We start from the raw sequence: 15824 nt of genomic DNA, 5'->3' as shown, positions 1-15824 counted from the left end.
GGGGCGCTACCGGGGACTCGCTTTCGGGCGGCCGTGACCGGCCGATCCCGCCATGTCGGCACAATGCGAGACACGATTGATCGGCGAATCGTCATAATTGCGTAGCGCAGCAGCGCCATTGGGCCGTGGTCGAGGCTAGCCGGAGGCTGTATCTTGACGTGTTCGCCGATCTGGAGACGGCCTGTGAGTATGCCCGTGAGTATGCCCGTGAGTATGGTTGAGCGTATCGCACGCATCTTGTGCAAGACCGGCGGACAGGTCGAACCCGAATGTGGGAGTAACGCGCCGTTACGCGCGGCCGATCTGGCCCATGCGCGAACGGTGCTTCATGCCCTGCGCGGCCCGACCGAAGCGATGCTCGAGACCGTCCGGCCCGCGCCGTCGCACTGGAATCTGGAGGGTCCGGACGGCCCGTCGATGCGCACCGCGTTGATGGCCGAACGGGTCAATCTCTGGAGCGACTGGAACGATATGATCGACGCCGCGCTCGCTGAATAAGGGGCCCGGGGGAGCGTCGCCGGGTGATCCGACCTGTAGGAACGAAAAAGGGCCGCCGGCTGGTTCAGCCGACGGCCTTTGGTTTTTCCGTTACCTTCGCTCAGGCGTAGGTCAGGCGCCGCGCCCGTGCCGTGCGGTGGCGCAGGCCGAAGCCGACGAGGCCGAAGCCTGCAAGCATCATCGCCCAGCTGGCCGGCTCGGGGACCGCGGAGCGCACGGCGAGGTTGTCGACCTCGAACGAGTTCGAGCTCGATCCGAAGGTTATGCTGGTGAACGTGTCGCCGCTGCCGAGCGCGGTGAACAGGCCGCTGCCGGTGAAACCCTGGTTTCCGTTGGTCGACGGGAAGGCCGGGTTGGGGGTCGTGCCGGGAACGATCGTCATCGTCCCGAAGCTCCCCCGCAAGGTCAGCGTATTGTAGGTATCGACCGAACCCCAGTCGAACTGGACGCCAGTGACCGGGCTGGCGAACGTATAGGTGGCGGCGCCACCGGCCAGCACCGACAGATACGATGTGCCGCTCGGCGAAGAGTTAGCCGGTGGAGCGCCCGAAGGGTCAGCCGGCGGTGTCTTGATCTGCACCGAACCCGTGATCGCCAGTCCCGCCAGCGTGGTGAACGTGTCGATGACGGTGAAGCCGGTGGTCGGCGAACTGCCGGTTGAGTTGAACGACATGGTGACGGCTGCATTCGCTGGACCAGCCAGCATGCTCGACGCCAATGCGAGAGACGCGAGGTACGGTTTTACGCTCATACAGGTCCCCTCCTTCATGGGACGACCTGTGATCAGCATAAATTATGCCAGATAAGGATTCCAACGGGTTAGGCGAAATATGCCGCGGATCCTGTAATTTCGGGTGACACTGCTTTAGGATGATTGCGCGTGGCGTCACAGGTACGGTCGCTGCGGACTTTTGCAATGCTGCTATGCTTTTCCGTGGGTTGGACGCGATTCCTCGCATGTCCATCATCGGCTAGCGTCGTGGCGTGGCTGTCGGACGATCGAACAACGCCGGTGCGCTGGGGGCAATGCCCCCGGGATCGATGGGCGGCGCGGTGGGGCGCCGCCCAGGTTGATCAGCAGTTGTTGAACTTGCCCTTGTGGCCACGGCAACGCTCGACCTTCACCGGGTGGTGCGCCTTGAGATTGATGCGCGGCGCGACGACCTTGTGGCATTTGAAAACGCGGCCATGGCTGTTGCGGCAAACCCGGGCTTCGGCCGGCATTGCGCTTGCGGCGGCCACGGTGACCAGAATTGCGGCTGCGAAGGTCTTCATCATTTGCGTGCTTTCGGTTAAACGCCCCCGGCGGCGGTATTCCTCACGCGCCGAACGCTGTCCAGCCATCAATCCACCGCGCGGCCATCGTGGACGCTAGGCGTCCTGCAGGCGCGCACCGCGCAGGTTGATCGCGTCATATTGATCGAGCAACGCGCTCACCTCGGCAACGACCTCCTGCTGCTCGCGCCGGACGCGCGCGGTGGCGTCCGCGGTCGGCACGCCGTCCCGGCCGTCGTGGATCGTGAAGCCGTTATCGAGCAGCCATATCGTGTCGGCGGCGCGTGACCGCTGACGGCGCAGATGGACCGCCCATTGTTCGATTAATCCTGCCGGAACCTGCCGTTCGATCTCACCCATGGTTTCGCTATAGGCAGAAACGGATCGTCTGCGGATGCCTAAACTGCGGGGGCAACGCAAAAAAAAGGGACATTTTTTTGGTGCACGCGCCGGACCGGCCGATTGGCGGGTGCAGGGCGGCGATCGTGGCACCCGACCGGGGTTCCCGCTGCAACCGGGGGTGATGGGGCGGGATCGACCATCGTCCTGCGCCTGATCGGGAATTTGGTGCGGACGGCGGGACTCGAACCCGCATTCCGAAGAGGGAGATTTTAAGTCTCCTGCGTCTACCGATTTCGCCACGTCCGCGCCGTTCGATGCCAAGCGCAAGTCGCGCGCTGCGTCAAGCGCGCGATGGCGTGGAGACGCGCGACCTTGTCGAGAAAATGCTCAGGCGACGTTGAGGCGCTGCCGCATTTCCTTGCCCGGCTTGAAATAGGGAACGCGCTTCGCGTCGACCGCTACCAATTCGCCAGTGCGGGGATTGCGACCGGTACGCGCGTCGCGCGGGCGGGTCGAGAAGGCGCCGAAGCCACGCAGCTCGACGCGGCCACCAATGGCTAAACGCTTCGTAATTTCTTCAAAAAAGGTCGAAACCAGGGCTTCGACATCACGGGCAGACAAGTCGGGGTTTTCGCTTGCCAGCATTTCAACGAGTTCGGATCGGATCATCGCGTTACTTCCCCACCCCTGACGGGCCATACCAACCTGGAATGGACTTAGGCCGTCCCGGTATTGATTTACCGCAACTCAACCCAAGCATAAAGGCAAATCACGCCGTCAAAAGTTAATAGGGGATCGTTCCTTCGAACGATCCCCCATTAGTCTTACTTCTTTGCGTCGCTGTTCTGTGCCTTGAGCGCTGCGCCCAAGATGTCGCCGAGCGATGCGCCCGAGTCCGACGAACCATATTGTGCAACGGCCTGCTTCTCTTCGGAGATCTGCATCGCCTTGATCGAGAAGGTCGGCTTCTTCGAACGGTCGAAACCGGTCACCATCGCGTCGAACTTCTGCGCGACCTGGAAACGCTCCGGACGCTGCTCGTCACGATCGCGGCCGAGATCGGTCCGCTTGATGAAGCCCGTCGCGCCGTCGTCACCGACCTGCACTTCGAGCCCTGCATCACGCACTTCGAGCACCGTGACGGTGACGATCGCGTTCTTGTTGAGGCCCGACGACGCGTTGCCGCCCGCTGCAACCGCACCTGCCGCCGGAGCGCCACGCTCGAGCTGCTTCATGCCCAGCGAGATACGCTCCTTCTCGGCATCGATGTCGAGCACGATCGCCTGAACGACCTCGCCCTTGCGATGCAGGTTGAGCGCGTCCTCGCCCGACACGCCCCAGGCGATGTCCGACATGTGGACCATGCCGTCGACGTCGTTGTCGAGGCCGATGAACAGACCGAATTCGGTCGCGTTCTTGACTTCGCCTTCGACGGTCGAACCGATCGGATGCGATTCAGCGAACGCTTCCCACGGATTGCTGATCGCCTGCTTGAGACCCAGCGAGATGCGGCGCTTGTCGGGATCGACCTCGATGACCACGACGTCGACTTCCTGCGAGGTCGAGACGATCTTGCCCGGGTGGACGTTCTTCTTGGTCCAGGACATTTCGGACACGTGGACCAGGCCCTCGATGCCCGGCTCCAGCTCGACGAACGCACCATATTCGGTGATGTTCGTGACGCGGCCGGTGAGCTTGGCGCCAACCGGGTACTTCGCGGCTGCGCCCTCCCACGGATCGCTCTCGAGCTGCTTCATGCCGAGCGAGATACGCTGCGTGTCCTTGTTGATGCGGATGATCTGAACACGGACGGTATCGCCGATGTTGAGAACTTCCGAAGGATGGCCGACGCGCTTGTACGACAGATCGGTGACGTGGAGCAGGCCGTCGATGCCGCCCAAATCAACGAACGCACCGTAATCGGTGATGTTCTTGACGACGCCGTCGATGATCTGGCCTTCAGCCAGCGACAGGATGAGGCCCGAACGCTGCTCGGCGCGGGTCTCTTCGAGGATCGCGCGACGCGACACGACGATGTTGCCGCGCTTGCGGTCCATCTTGAGGATCTGGAACGGCTGCGGGATATCCATCAGCGGGGTGACGTCGCGCACCGGGCGGATGTCGACCTGCGAACCCGGCAGGAAGGCCACGGCGCCGTTGAGGTCGACCGTGAAGCCGCCCTTGACGCGGCCGAAGATGACGCCCTCGACGCGAGCCGACTTGGCGAATTCGGTTTCGAGCGTGTCCCATGCGGCTTCGCGGCGTGCGCGGTCGCGCGACAGCATCGCTTCGCCATGGACGTTCTCGACGCGGTCGACGAACACTTCGACTTCGTCACCGACCTTGAGGTCCGCCTTCTGGCCGGGCATCGCGAATTCGCGAAGCGGCACGCGGCCTTCCGACTTCAGGCCGACGTCGATGACGGCGAGGTCGTTTTCAATTCCGGTGACGGTGCCCTTGACGACGCGGCCTTCGAAACTGTCGGCACCGCCGAGGGTCATTTCGAGAAGGGCGGCGAAATCGTCGCGGGTCGGGTTTGGCTGAGTGGCCATAAAGTGTTGCGTTCCTAAATCATGTTCCGGCCAGCCGGTTGTCTCCGGCGGTCTTGGCCAATATTGCCGCGGCGACCGAATGCCGGACGCGACATCCGTCGAACGGGCACAGGAAAGGTTTATCGCAAAACGCGAAAAAGGCGCAGGAGGATGAATCTCCGCGCCTCCCTGACCAGGAATGCCTGCCAATCGGACAGCGCGCGTTAGCCGAAGTTCCGGTCAAAAGCAAGGCGGGGAGTAGGTACGAGCGGCGGGTTCCGAGGAGTGGCCGGGCCGGGCAGGGACGGCGTTGCTCGGGGCTTGCGCGTAGCCGCTGCAAACCTTCCGTCACCCCGGCGAAGGCCGGGGCCCAGTCGAGGGCGGATACTGGCGGGCGCAGCGCTCCGATGACGCCGACCTTCGCTCCTGGGCCCCGGCCTGCGCCGGGGAAGTGCGCATTGGGGGAGGCGCGCTTCCGAAGCGTTTAGCGGGCGATCCGTGCGTCGACGATGGCGATGGCGCGTTGCACCGAGGCTTCGATCGAGAGGAAACTCGTGTCGAGCAGAGCCGCATCGTGCGCCGGCACCAGCGGCGCGGTCGAGCGCGTCGAATCGCGGAGGTCGCGCGCGCGAATGTCCGCCAGAACGCGGTCGAGGCTCAACGTCGATCCGCGCTCGCGCAATTCGGCGTGGCGGCGTTTCGCGCGGATATTGGGCGTCGCCCGGACGAACAGCTTCGCGTTCGCGTCGGGCGCGATGACCGTCCCGATATCGCGCCCGTCGAGCACCGCGCCGCCCTCCTGATAGGCGAAGCGCTTCTGCCGATGGAACAGCGCGGCGCGGACCAACGGGTGCGCCGAGACGACGGACGCGCGCGACCCGATCTCGTCGCTGCGCAGCAGGGGATCCTCCAGCAAGGAATCGTCGAAGTCGCAGGCGGCGACCGCGTCGGCCTCGATTGCCGGATCGAGCTCGAGCCTTGTGACGTTTGCCGCGACCGCGCGGTACAGCAGGCCGGTGTCGAGATATGGCAGCGCGAAATGCTGCGCCAGCGCGCGCGCGATCGTGCCCTTGCCGGAGGCGGCGGGTCCATCGACGGCGATGATCATGCGCGCGCTCCCGAGCGTGTCATCATCATCCGCACCAGCCCGAACGCCGCAATCGCCGCCCAGGCGAGTTCGAGCGCCAGCGCGGGCAGATTGTAGTTCACGGTCAGCGACAGTGCGAGCAGCGACGCGCCCGCGAAGTTGAGCAGGGTCGAGAGCAGGTCGGGCGCGGCGTTGCGCAGCGTCTGATAGGCATAGCCGCTCAGGATCGTCAGCGCGCCGACGAAGCCGATCAGGTCGGCGGTCGAAGCAGTCATTGGTCTGTGGCACCCTGAAGTTGCGCGATCTGTACAAAGAACGCGGGGTAGCTGGTGGCGACGGGCGACAGGTCGTCGAGCGTCACGGGCTTGTCGCAGGCGAGCGCGGCAACCGCCAGGCTCATCGCGATCCGATGGTCGAGCAGCGTCGCGATCATCGCGCCGCCGGGAAGCGGATCGCCGCCGCTGCCGTGGACGATCATGCCGTCCTCGACCTCTTCGACCCGCGCACCGATCGCGCCGAGCGCTGCCGCCATCGCGGCGATCCGGTCCGATTCCTTGACCCGCAGTTCCTCCGCGCCGCGGGCGACCGTCGTGCCGCTCGCGAAGGCGGCGGCGACGAACAGCACGGGATATTCGTCGATCATGCTCGGTGCGAGATCGGGCGGGACCTCGATACCCGACAGCGGGGCATAGCGCACGCGCAGGTCGGCGACCGGCTCGCCGCCGACGTCGCGGGCGTCGCATTCCTCGATGCTCGCGCCCATCATCCTGAGCGCGGTGAACAGGCCCGCGCGGGTCGGGTTGAGGCCGACATTTTCCACGACGATGTCGGATCCGGGGACGAGCGTCGCGGCGACGACCAGAAACGCGGCGGAGGAGGGATCGCCCGGCACGACAATATGCTGGGGCTTGAGCTCGGCTTCGCCGCGGATCGCGATGATCTTGCCCGCGGGCGAATCCTCGACCGTCACGTCGGCGCCGAACCCGCGCAGCATCCGCTCGCTATGGTCGCGAGTCGCGACGGGTTCGATCACGCGGGTGATCCCGGGCGTGTTGAGCCCCGCGAGCAGCACCGCCGACTTCACCTGCGCCGATGCGACGGGCAGGGTATAAGTGATCGGGATCGCCGGGCAGATTCCGCGCAACATCAGCGGCAATCGTCCGCCGGGGCTCGCGGTGAAGTCCGCGCCCATCTGCGAAAGCGGCGTGATGACCCGGCCCATCGGGCGCCTGGACAGCGAGGCGTCGCCGGTGAAGGTCACGGTGATCGGGTGGCTCGCGACGAGGCCCATCAGCAGGCGCGTCGACGTTCCCGAATTGCCCATCTCGATCGCGCTCGCGGGTTGCAGCAACCCGCCGACTCCGACACCGTCGATCGTCCACACGCCATCGTCGCCGCGCACGATCGTCGCGCCCATCGCGCGGAGTGCCGCGGCGGTGGCGAGCACGTCTTCCCCTTCGAGCAGTCCCTCGACCCGGCTGGTGCCGACCGCGAGCGCGGAGAACATCAGCGAGCGATGGCTGATCGATTTGTCCCCGGGGACGCGGACGCGCCCCGACAACGGACCGGACGGAAGGATTTCGAGCGGGGAGGGGGCGGGGTGCTGCATCGGCCCTGCGCTTTGACAGTGCGCTTGCGCTATGGCAAGGCGCGCCCCACTTTGCGACGTTCGCGTTGCAAGCTCTCAAATTCAATTTTGAAGAAGGTCAATCGGCCCATGATACAGCCGGAATGGGGCACGAAGCGTACGTGTCCGAAATGCGCCACCCGTTTCTACGATCTGGGCAAGGACGATCCCGTCACGTGCATCAATTGCGGTGCGCATTGGGAGCCCGAGCCCATCCTGAAGTCGAAGCAGCCGCTTCCGTTCGAGCAGGCCAAGCCCGAAACCGCCAAGAAGGATGACGATCTCGCCGGCGACGACGAGGATATCGACACCGGTGAAGACGAAGAGCCCTCGCCGGACGACGAAGTCGACCTGGGTGGCGACGACGATCTCGGCGTGGAAGCGCCAACCGAAGACGACGAGCATTGATCGCTCGCGTCGGCCCGCGTGCAGAGTGCGCGCGGGCTGACGCGAAAAATTCTACGAAAAATCTGGCCAGGCGGTGTTCCGCGCTTGCCAACCGCGTCGGGCCTCGGTAGGGGCGACGCCTTCCCGCCGCAGACCCGCCCAGGGTCTTCGCAAAACGATGGGGCCGTAGCTCAGCTGGGAGAGCGTTCGCATGGCATGCGAAAGGTCAGGGGTTCGATCCCCCTCGGCTCCACCATTCGTTTCCGTCGGCGGTTGATTGTCCATCTCAGGCGTTACCGTGCCGATCCAGTGCTTCGCCGCGCTATCGGCGATCGCGCTGAGCGCATCGACGGGTACCCACCATTCAGGCTGATTGGTGCCGCTTCGGCGCCTGCGACCTAGCCGTTCCTGCTGCCGCCCCCGGTCCGCCATGGGCGACGACCCACGGCGGAACGGAGACAGCTTCCACGCGCTCACATCGGGCGGCGCAGGCGCGCCGAGTGTTATTTCGGGGTCGCCGCTTCCAGCACCGCCCGGCGCTTGGGCGAGTCGGCGAGCGGCTGGCCGGCATATTCGCGAATGCCCCACGACCCATATTGGCTGATCGAACCGGTTGCCGAATACAGCGTCAGGGTGTCGCCGATCTTCGTCTTCCAATCCGCGAGATAGCGTTGGTACATGTCGTGCATTAGCGGGCTGCGCTCCATCTGCGCGCCGACGGCGGCGTTGGCCGCGAGCGGAACGATGTGCTGGCCGCCTTCATAGGCGAGATACCGCTTCTTCCACTTTGCCGCGCTTGCCTTGTCTGCGACGGCATGGTCGATCGCGGTGACGCGCATCGTCTCGAGGGCGGCGAACAGCGTCGGCAAGTCGGTGACGCCGGAATCTACGGTGCGCAGCAGGTCGTGCCCGAAATACGGCGCCGTCGCGATCGCATCGACCCATTGCGGCGTGTCGCGGAACCCCATTGCCTGGTCGATCGACCACCCATTGCCGTTCTGCATGTTCAAGACCCGCACCAGCCGGGCCGGGTCGTCCTGGAACGCGCTGGTGAGCAGCTTGTGAAACCAGATCGACTTTTCGGCGTAGCGCAGCGGACCGTTGGTATATTTGTCGCCCGAGAGCGCTTCGGCAATCCCTTCGTTCAGCAGCTGGGTCGCAACCGGAAACCCGTAGTTCCACGTTTCGTTCGACAGCTCGAAATAGGCGCGGTGCCCTTTCGCCAGCCGATCGTGGACCAGCTTCGCCATCATGCGGACGTAGGTCTCGTCGGCGTTCCACGGGATGGTGAACCACGGGTCCGCGCCCGCCGCATTGGCGAGATCGACCATGTGCTCGAGAGCGAAGCCGTCCGTGCCGTCCTGAACGAGCCGCGCCGGGGTCGAGCGCGTCGCCCAGGTTACGCTCGCGGGATTGGCGTTGGCGGTCGACCAGTCCAGGAACCGGAGGATGCTGTACGGTTTCAGGTCATCGACGATCCGCTGGTCGAACGCCCCGTTGGTCGTGAGATTGGGCTCGCGGCAATCGAGGTTGGCGAGGGGATCCGACGCATTCACGGAGTCGACGTACAGGATGATGGTCGGCAGCGCCGTTCCGGTGCGGCCGGGCCAGGTGAAGGTCACGGAATGATTGCCTGCGGGCAACCGTGCGTCGCCGTCGACGTGCAGGGTGCCGCTGCCGGTCCATGTGCACTTGATCGGGGTGGCCTTGCCCGCCCAGACGGTCTGCGGGACGTTGAGTATCAGCGCCGCGTTGATCAACGGGGTGCCGCCCGGCGTCAGCTTGTCCTTGGGAACGTCGGCCCAGGCAGCGGCCGGGTTGCGCCACGCTCCGGTGGCAAAGGCGAGGTTGGCGAACGTCCGCTCGGTGCTGAAGTAGCTGCTGCCGGCAACGTTGATCCCGAGCGAGAGCGATGCGGTCGTTGCGGGTGCGATTGGCGCGGTCGTCGGGGCCGGGACTGGCGACGTGGGCTGCGCCGACCGAAAGATGATCGCAGGGGCAGCGAACGTCCTGCCGCCGCCCGACCCGGCATTGGTCGCGGCGAACGCCCCGCCGATGACGGTCGCGGCCAATATCGTGGTGACGAGGATCCTCTTGCGCAGGACTGCGGCCGACGAAGCGGCAGGGGGGCGTACTTCGATCTTGTTGCTCGACACCGAGGCTGATTCCTTGCTGCAGAAGGCGAACTGGAGGATGACCCGCAAGCAACCGACACGGCCGGAACGCTCCGGCAGAGTGGTATTGCTTGGACGGTTAATGATGCGTGAGGGTGCCAGGCAGTTATACTGCTGGTGGCGTCGTCCTTTTAGGCGTTTCGACAGACTTCGGCAAAGCGATAGAGAAACGGCTGGGCATGGATGCACCACGTTTCACCGTCGATCAGACGCGTATATGGCTCATTTGGCGGACGGGCTCGGCCGGGGGGCACAGCGCGGTGGTGACACCGCGATTCGCAGCGGGCCTCCGCGTCCTTCCGGCACCCCCAGTTACGCGCGCGCCTCGCACCGCCCAAGCGCGCGGTCGATCACACCGCGTCATCCAGCGAGAAGCGGTCGTCGTCCTCGTCATAGGCGAAGACCTCGGCATAGCGGCCCCAGTGCGTGACCGTACGCAGCGTCTCGTCGGCGTAATCGGGCGACATGTGATCCTCGAGCTCGTCGCGGAACCGGCGTGCGGGCGCGACATGCCCCGCGCGTTCATCGAGGATGCGGCGGATGTGCTGTGCGAGCGGCACGTGCGCGAGCAAGGCGCGGGCGAACATCGCCTTGCGGTCGTCGACGTCCGCCTCGACATAGCGGCGCGCGGCGGGGGTCAGCTGGATGTCCGCCCCCTGCAGGTCGGCGAAGCGAAGCAGCTGCAGCGTTTCCGCCATCGGGAACAGTTCGTCGATCTCGAGCTGGAGCTGGTCGGCGAGGTCGGGCAGCGCTGCGCGGCCGTCGAACGGGGCGGCGTCGACCTCTTCCATCAGCCCCGCCAGCGCGTTGGTCGACACGCGCGGCAGGACCATCTGGATCCCGCTGCCGGGGAACACGCCGTCATGCGCGGGTTCGGGGGCGGGCCGTGCGGTCATGCGGGCGTAGATATCGTCGACCAGCGCGCGGAATGCGGGGTCAAGCCGGTCGCGCGGCTGCGGCAGGTCGACCGTGATCTCGGCAGCGACGCGCCCCGGATTGGACGAGAAGACGAGGATGCGGTCGCACATCAGCACCGCTTCCTCGATGTTGTGCGTGACGATCAGGATCGCCTTGATCGGCATCCGCCCCTCCGACCACAGATCGAGCAGATCGGTGCGCAGCGTCTCCGCGGTCAGTACGTCGAGCGCGGAGAAGGGCTCGTCCATCAGCAACAGCGACGGGTTGACGACGATCGCGCGCGCGAGGCCGACGCGCTGGCGCATCCCGCCCGACAATTCCTTGGGATAGGCGTTCTCGAACCCGTCGAGCCCGATCAGATCGATCGCCGCGAGCGCGCGGGTGCGGCGTTCCTCGGCGGGCACGCGCTGCGCCTCGAGCCCGAGCTCGACGTTCTGCAGCACCGTCAGCCACGGGAAGAGGGCGAAGGTCTGGAACACCATGCTGACGCTGGGGGCGTCGCCCGCTTCGTCGGGGACGAACGCGATGCTCCCCTCGTCGGGCTGGATCAGTCCCGCGATCGAGCGCAGCAGCGTCGACTTGCCCGAGCCCGAGCGGCCGAGCAGCCCGACGACTTCATTCTCGACCAGCGTCAGCGCGACATCGTCGAGCACGAGCAATGCGCCGCTCGTCCCGCCCTTGCCGTAGCGGTGTGTCAGATGCTCGATTGCGACGAGCGGGCGGGCGGGGGCAAGCGAGGCGAGGGTGGCCATGATCGTAGGCTCCTTGGGTACGCGGGAGATAGGCTCAGGCGAGGCGCAGGCGGCGGTCGGCATAAGCGTAGAGCGGGCGCCACAGCAGGCGGTTGAAGCCGATCACGAAGACCGACATCACCGCGATGCCAAGCGTCACACGCGGGAAATCGCCCGCTGTCGTCGCCTTGGCGATATAGCTGCCGAGACCGTGCGCCTCGAGCCGCTCGCTCCCCCAGGAGACCGCTTCGGCGACGATGCTCGCGTTCCACGATCCGCCCGAGGCGGTCAGCGCGCCGGTGACATAATAAGGGAAAATCCCGGGGATGCCGAGCTGCCGCCACCATTGCCAGCGCCGCACGCCGAACATCCCCGCCGCTTCGCGCAGATCGTTGGGGATCGCGCTCGCGCCGGCGATGACGTTGAACAAGATGTACCACTGCGTGCCGAGCACCATCAGCGGGGACAGCCAGACGTCGACGTTCAGGTGCCAGTGGACGATCGCGATTACCGCGAACGGGAACAGCACGTTGGCGGGGAAGGCGGCGAGGAATTGCGCGACCGGCTGGAGCCGCTCGGCCCAGCGCGGACGCAAGCCGATCCACACGCCGATCGGCACCCACACCAGGCTTGCGAGCGCGATCAGCACGAGCACGCGGAGCATCGTGATCATCCCGAGCCCGAACGCCGTGAACGCATCCTGCCATGCGAGATGGCGCGCGACATAGCCGAGCACGAGCCACGCCGCGGCGGCGAGCGTGACCGTGACGACCGCGATCCACACCGCTTGCCCGACCGGACTGCGCGGGGTGGCGCGGACGCTGCGCCGTGCGCGCGTCGGCGCGCGGTCGAGTGCGCTCAGTAAGCGCGCGAGCCCGGTCAGCGGGGCGAACAGCACCGGCAGCAACCGCGCCTTGCGGAACACGTCATAGGCCCAGCTGCTCGGGGCGTCCTGCGACGCGGTCTGTTCGAAGCGGAAGCGATCCGCCCACGCCACGACCGGGCGGAAGACGAGCTGATCGTACAGCAGGATCACCACCGCCATCGCGCCGACGGCCCAGCCGACCGCGCGGAAATCCTGCCGGTCGATCGCGAGCGCGAGCCACGATCCGATCCCCGGCAGCATGATCCGCGTGTTGCCGACGCTAATCGCCTCGGACGCGACGACGAAGAACCAGCCGCCCGACATCGACATCATCGCGTTCCACACCAGCGAGGGCGTCGCGAAGGGCAGCTCTAGCCGCAGGAACCTGCGCCACGGCGACAAAGCGAAACCTTGCGAGACCTCGGCCAGATCGCTCGGGACCGAGCGTAGCGACTGGTAGAAGCTGAACGCCATGTTCCACGCCTGACTGGTGAAAATCGCGCAGATCGCCGCGAGTTCGACGCCCAATTGCTGCCCCGGGAACAGCCCCATGAAGAAGGTGACGGTGAAGGTCAGGAAGCCGAGGATCGGCACCGACTGGAGGATGTCGAGCGCGGGGACGATGATCATCTCGGCGCGCTTGCTCTTGGCCGCCAGCGTCGCGACGACGAAGGTGAAGGCGAGCGACGCGCCGAGCGCTGCGAACATGCGGAGCGTGGTGCGCAACGCATAGCCGGGCAGGTTCCACGGATCGAGCGCGACGGGATCGATGTTGAGCTCGGACAGCGGCTGCGCAACCCCCGCCGCGCCCTTGGCGACGAGCACCGCAAGGGCTGCCAGCAGCAGGAACGCAATCGCATCGGCCCAGCTCGGCGTCGTCGCGCGCCAGTAGCGCGAAAACGGACGGCCGATCCAAGCGGTGTTGGCCCGGGCAATCTGGGGCATTTCACGCATGGTCTCACCTCGTTCGGACGCCGTCGACGACGCCCGGGGCGAGACTGATCGGATCAGGCTCGGCCGAGCGCCTCCGACGGCGCGTACATTCGACTACTGTCGCTTGGCATTTGCTGTTTCGAGTCCTGATCTACGGCGATTCGGCCGTCCTGCGCCGATAGGGATGGGGGCGGAGGGTTGTCAAATGTTTGAGCTGTTTGCCGCTTACGCTTCCGTTTTTGCTTCTGCTTCTGTTTCTGTTTCTTTTTCTGCTTCCCCGGCGAAGGCCGGGGCCCAGAAGTAGAGGTCGCTGTAATAGAACGCAGCACGCGAATTGCCGATGGCTCGCTGCTGGGCCCCGGCCTTCGCCGGGGAAGAAGATCTAATAACGGATCTGGCAGCGCAGCACGGGATGTTGCAACCCCAACCCAACTCCGCGCTTTATGCCACGCCCCGCTTCCCTATAAGCGGCCCGCCAAGATACCGGAGTATGCCATGAAGACCCGCGCCGCCGTAGCCTTCGAAGCGAAGAAGCCGCTCGAGATCGTCGAACTCGACCTGGAAGGGCCCAAGGCGGGCGAAGTGCTGGTCGAGATCATGGCGACGGGCATCTGCCATACCGATGCCTACACGCTCGATGGACTTGACAGCGAGGGGCTGTTCCCGAGCGTGCTGGGGCATGAGGGCGCTGGCATCGTCCGCGAAGTCGGACCGGGCGTCACGTCGGTCAAGCCGGGCGACCATGTCATCCCGCTCTACACCCCCGAATGCCGCCAGTGTAAGTCGTGCCTCAGCGGCAAGACCAACCTGTGCACCGCGATCCGCGCGACGCAAGGGAAGGGGCTGATGCCCGACGGCACGACGCGCTTTTCGTACAAGGGCCAGCCGATCTACCATTACATGGGCTGCTCGACTTTCTCGAACTTCACCGTCCTGCCCGAGATCGCGGTCGCGAAGATCCGTGAGGACGCACCGTTCAAGACGAGTTGCTACATCGGTTGCGGCGTTACGACGGGTGTGGGCGCGGTGGTCAACACCGCCAAGGTCGAAGTCGGCGATACGGTGATCGTGTTCGGGCTCGGCGGGATCGGGCTCAACGTGCTTCAGGGCGCGCGGCTCGCGGGCGCGGCGAAGATCGTCGGGGTCGACATCAACCCGGACCGTGAGGAATGGGGCCGGCGCTTCGGGATGACCGACTTCGTCAACCCCAAGGACGTCAGCGGCGATCTCGTCGCGCATCTGGTCGCGCTGACCGATGGCGGGGCGGATTATACGTTCGATTGCACCGGCAACACGACCGTGATGCGGCAGGCGCTGGAGGCGTGCCATCGCGGCTGGGGGACGTCGATCGTGATCGGCGTGGCGGAAGCGGGCAAGGAAATCAGCACGCGCCCGTTCCAGCTCGTCACCGGGCGCAACTGGCGCGGCACCGCGTTTGGCGGCGCGAAGGGCCGGACCGACGTTCCCAAGATCGTCGACTGGTACATGAACGGGATGATCGAGATCGACCCGATGATCACGCACGTCCTGACGCTCGACGAGATCAACAAGGGCTTCGACCTGATGCATTCGGGCGAGAGCATCCGCAGCGTGGTGCTGTTCTGATGGCGACGGTGAAGACCGTTTCCGAGGTCAGGGCGCATGGCGGGGTGCAGGGCGTCTACAGCCACGCCTCGGCCGCGACCGGCACCGAGATGACCTTCTCGGTGTTCGTGCCGGAGCATGCCGAGGGCGAGACGCTGCCGGTGCTGTGGTTCCTCTCGGGGCTGACCTGCACGCAGGCGAACGTGACCGAGAAGGGCGAATTCCGCGCGGCCTGCGCAGAGCATCGCGTGATCCTCGTCGCGCCCGACACCAGTCCGCGCGGGGATGGCGTGGCGGATGACCCGGACCGGGCGTATGACTTCGGACTTGGCGCGGGGTTTTATGTCGATGCGACCGAGGCGCCGTTCGCCGAACATTATCGGATGTGGAGCTATGTCACCGAGGAACTTCCTGCGCTGATCGGCGAGACGTTCGCGGCGGATATGACGCGGCAGGGGATCATGGGGCATTCGATGGGCGGCCACGGCGCGCTGACGATCGGGCTGACCTTCCCGGATCGCTTCGCGGGCGTGTCGGCGTTCGCGCCGATCGTCGCGCCGTCGCAGGTGCCGTGGGGGCAGAAGGCGCTCGGCGGGTATCTGGGCGGGGACCGGGCGGCGTGGCGCGCGCATGATGCGGTCGCGTTGATCGAGGACGGCGCGCGGGTGCCGGCGCTGCTGGTCGACCAGGGGGACGCGGACCCGTTCCTTACGGAACAGCTCCGCCCCGAATTGCTCGCAACGGCCTGTGGCGATGCCGGGATCGACCTCACGCTGCGGATGCAGCCGGGCTATGATCACAGCTATTATTGCATCTCCACCTTCATGGCGGATCACGTCGCCTGGCACGCGCGACGGTTGCGAGGATAGAGG

At 65.8% G+C, this 15824-nt stretch carries 15 protein-coding genes and 2 tRNA genes; 5 read left to right on the top strand and 12 right to left on the bottom strand.

Features of this window, described 5'->3' with window-relative positions; all coding sequences use genetic code 11:
- Window positions 1–213: 213 nt before the first annotated feature.
- Window positions 214–498 carry a hypothetical protein gene (locus L8K25_RS01360; protein ID WP_242137135.1) on the top strand — a complete coding sequence of 95 codons (285 nt, stop codon included), beginning with the start codon at window positions 214–216 and terminating at the stop codon, window positions 496–498.
- A 100-nt stretch (window positions 499–598) separates the two neighbouring features.
- On the opposite strand, the gene L8K25_RS01355 is transcribed toward L8K25_RS01360, so the two are convergent.
- The 9 genes from L8K25_RS01355 to aroA all read right to left on the bottom strand — a co-directional run bounded on the left by L8K25_RS01355 (window position 599) and on the right by aroA (window position 7342).
- Complete coding sequence (locus tag L8K25_RS01355; RefSeq protein ID WP_242137134.1) at window positions 599–1249, bottom strand: PEPxxWA-CTERM sorting domain-containing protein; 651 nt, start codon at window positions 1247–1249, stop codon at window positions 599–601.
- A gap of 323 nt (window positions 1250–1572) precedes the next feature.
- Window positions 1573–1776: a hypothetical protein gene (locus L8K25_RS01350; protein ID WP_242137133.1), complete on the bottom strand. Its 204-nt coding sequence runs from the start codon at window positions 1774–1776 to the stop codon at window positions 1573–1575.
- A gap of 93 nt (window positions 1777–1869) precedes the next feature.
- Window positions 1870–2133 carry a hypothetical protein gene (locus L8K25_RS01345; protein ID WP_242137132.1) on the bottom strand — a complete coding sequence of 88 codons (264 nt, stop codon included), beginning with the start codon at window positions 2131–2133 and terminating at the stop codon, window positions 1870–1872.
- A 205-nt stretch (window positions 2134–2338) separates the two neighbouring features.
- A tRNA-Leu gene (locus tag L8K25_RS01340) sits at window positions 2339–2421 on the bottom strand.
- A gap of 81 nt (window positions 2422–2502) precedes the next feature.
- Window positions 2503–2784 carry an integration host factor subunit beta gene (gene ihfB, locus L8K25_RS01335; RefSeq protein ID WP_242137131.1) on the bottom strand — a complete coding sequence of 94 codons (282 nt, stop codon included), beginning with the start codon at window positions 2782–2784 and terminating at the stop codon, window positions 2503–2505.
- A gap of 155 nt (window positions 2785–2939) precedes the next feature.
- Window positions 2940–4667, bottom strand: coding sequence for a 30S ribosomal protein S1 (rpsA, locus tag L8K25_RS01330; RefSeq protein ID WP_242137130.1), 1728 nt, complete (start codon window positions 4665–4667; stop codon window positions 2940–2942).
- 463 nt (window positions 4668–5130) lie between these two features.
- Complete coding sequence (gene cmk / locus L8K25_RS01325) at window positions 5131–5754, bottom strand: (d)CMP kinase (protein WP_242137129.1); 624 nt, start codon at window positions 5752–5754, stop codon at window positions 5131–5133.
- A complete protein-coding gene (locus L8K25_RS01320; protein WP_242137128.1) occupies window positions 5751–6008 on the bottom strand; it encodes a hypothetical protein in 258 nt (85 codons plus the stop codon). Before L8K25_RS01320 ends, cmk begins: the two co-directional genes overlap by 4 nt.
- The gene (gene aroA, locus L8K25_RS01315; protein WP_242137127.1) at window positions 6005–7342 is read right to left on the bottom strand and encodes a 3-phosphoshikimate 1-carboxyvinyltransferase; all 1338 of its coding nucleotides are present in this window, start codon (window positions 7340–7342) and stop codon (window positions 6005–6007) included. Before aroA ends, L8K25_RS01320 begins: the two co-directional genes overlap by 4 nt.
- Before the next feature lie 108 nt (window positions 7343–7450).
- Between aroA and L8K25_RS01310 the strand changes: the two genes are divergently transcribed.
- Together L8K25_RS01310 and L8K25_RS01305 are read left to right on the top strand one after the other, a co-directional pair.
- The gene (locus tag L8K25_RS01310; protein ID WP_242137867.1) at window positions 7451–7768 is read left to right on the top strand and encodes an FYDLN acid domain-containing protein; all 318 of its coding nucleotides are present in this window, start codon (window positions 7451–7453) and stop codon (window positions 7766–7768) included.
- A 159-nt stretch (window positions 7769–7927) separates the two neighbouring features.
- Window positions 7928–8003 (top strand) — tRNA-Ala (locus L8K25_RS01305).
- Between the two features lie 247 nt (window positions 8004–8250).
- Here L8K25_RS01305 and L8K25_RS01300 read toward each other — a convergent pair.
- The 3 genes from L8K25_RS01300 to L8K25_RS01290 all read right to left on the bottom strand — a co-directional run bounded on the left by L8K25_RS01300 (window position 8251) and on the right by L8K25_RS01290 (window position 13380).
- Window positions 8251–9903, bottom strand: a complete 1653-nt coding sequence (locus L8K25_RS01300) for a hypothetical protein (RefSeq protein WP_242137126.1) — start codon at window positions 9901–9903, stop codon at window positions 8251–8253.
- Window positions 9904–10271: 368 nt separating this feature from the next.
- The gene (locus tag L8K25_RS01295) at window positions 10272–11591 is read right to left on the bottom strand and encodes a nitrate/sulfonate/bicarbonate ABC transporter ATP-binding protein (RefSeq protein ID WP_242137125.1); all 1320 of its coding nucleotides are present in this window, start codon (window positions 11589–11591) and stop codon (window positions 10272–10274) included.
- A gap of 34 nt (window positions 11592–11625) precedes the next feature.
- Window positions 11626–13380: an ABC transporter permease subunit gene (locus tag L8K25_RS01290; protein WP_242137866.1), complete on the bottom strand. Its 1755-nt coding sequence runs from the start codon at window positions 13378–13380 to the stop codon at window positions 11626–11628.
- A 483-nt stretch (window positions 13381–13863) separates the two neighbouring features.
- Between L8K25_RS01290 and L8K25_RS01285 the strand changes: the two genes are divergently transcribed.
- Window positions 13864–14973 carry an S-(hydroxymethyl)glutathione dehydrogenase/class III alcohol dehydrogenase gene (locus L8K25_RS01285; RefSeq protein WP_242137124.1) on the top strand — a complete coding sequence of 370 codons (1110 nt, stop codon included), beginning with the start codon at window positions 13864–13866 and terminating at the stop codon, window positions 14971–14973.
- Complete coding sequence (gene fghA, locus L8K25_RS01280) at window positions 14973–15821, top strand: S-formylglutathione hydrolase (RefSeq protein ID WP_242137123.1); 849 nt, start codon at window positions 14973–14975, stop codon at window positions 15819–15821. The genes L8K25_RS01285 and fghA overlap by 1 nt, the downstream gene beginning before the upstream one ends.
- Window positions 15822–15824: the final 3 nt, after the last annotated feature.

Origin of the sequence: Sphingomonas sp. TREG-RG-20F-R18-01 (assembly GCF_022662475.1) — a bacterium.
Taxonomy (GTDB): domain Bacteria; phylum Pseudomonadota; class Alphaproteobacteria; order Sphingomonadales; family Sphingomonadaceae; genus Sphingomonas.
The sequence above is the reverse complement of the archived record's forward strand: the minus strand, read 5'-3'. Positions and strand labels throughout refer to the sequence as shown.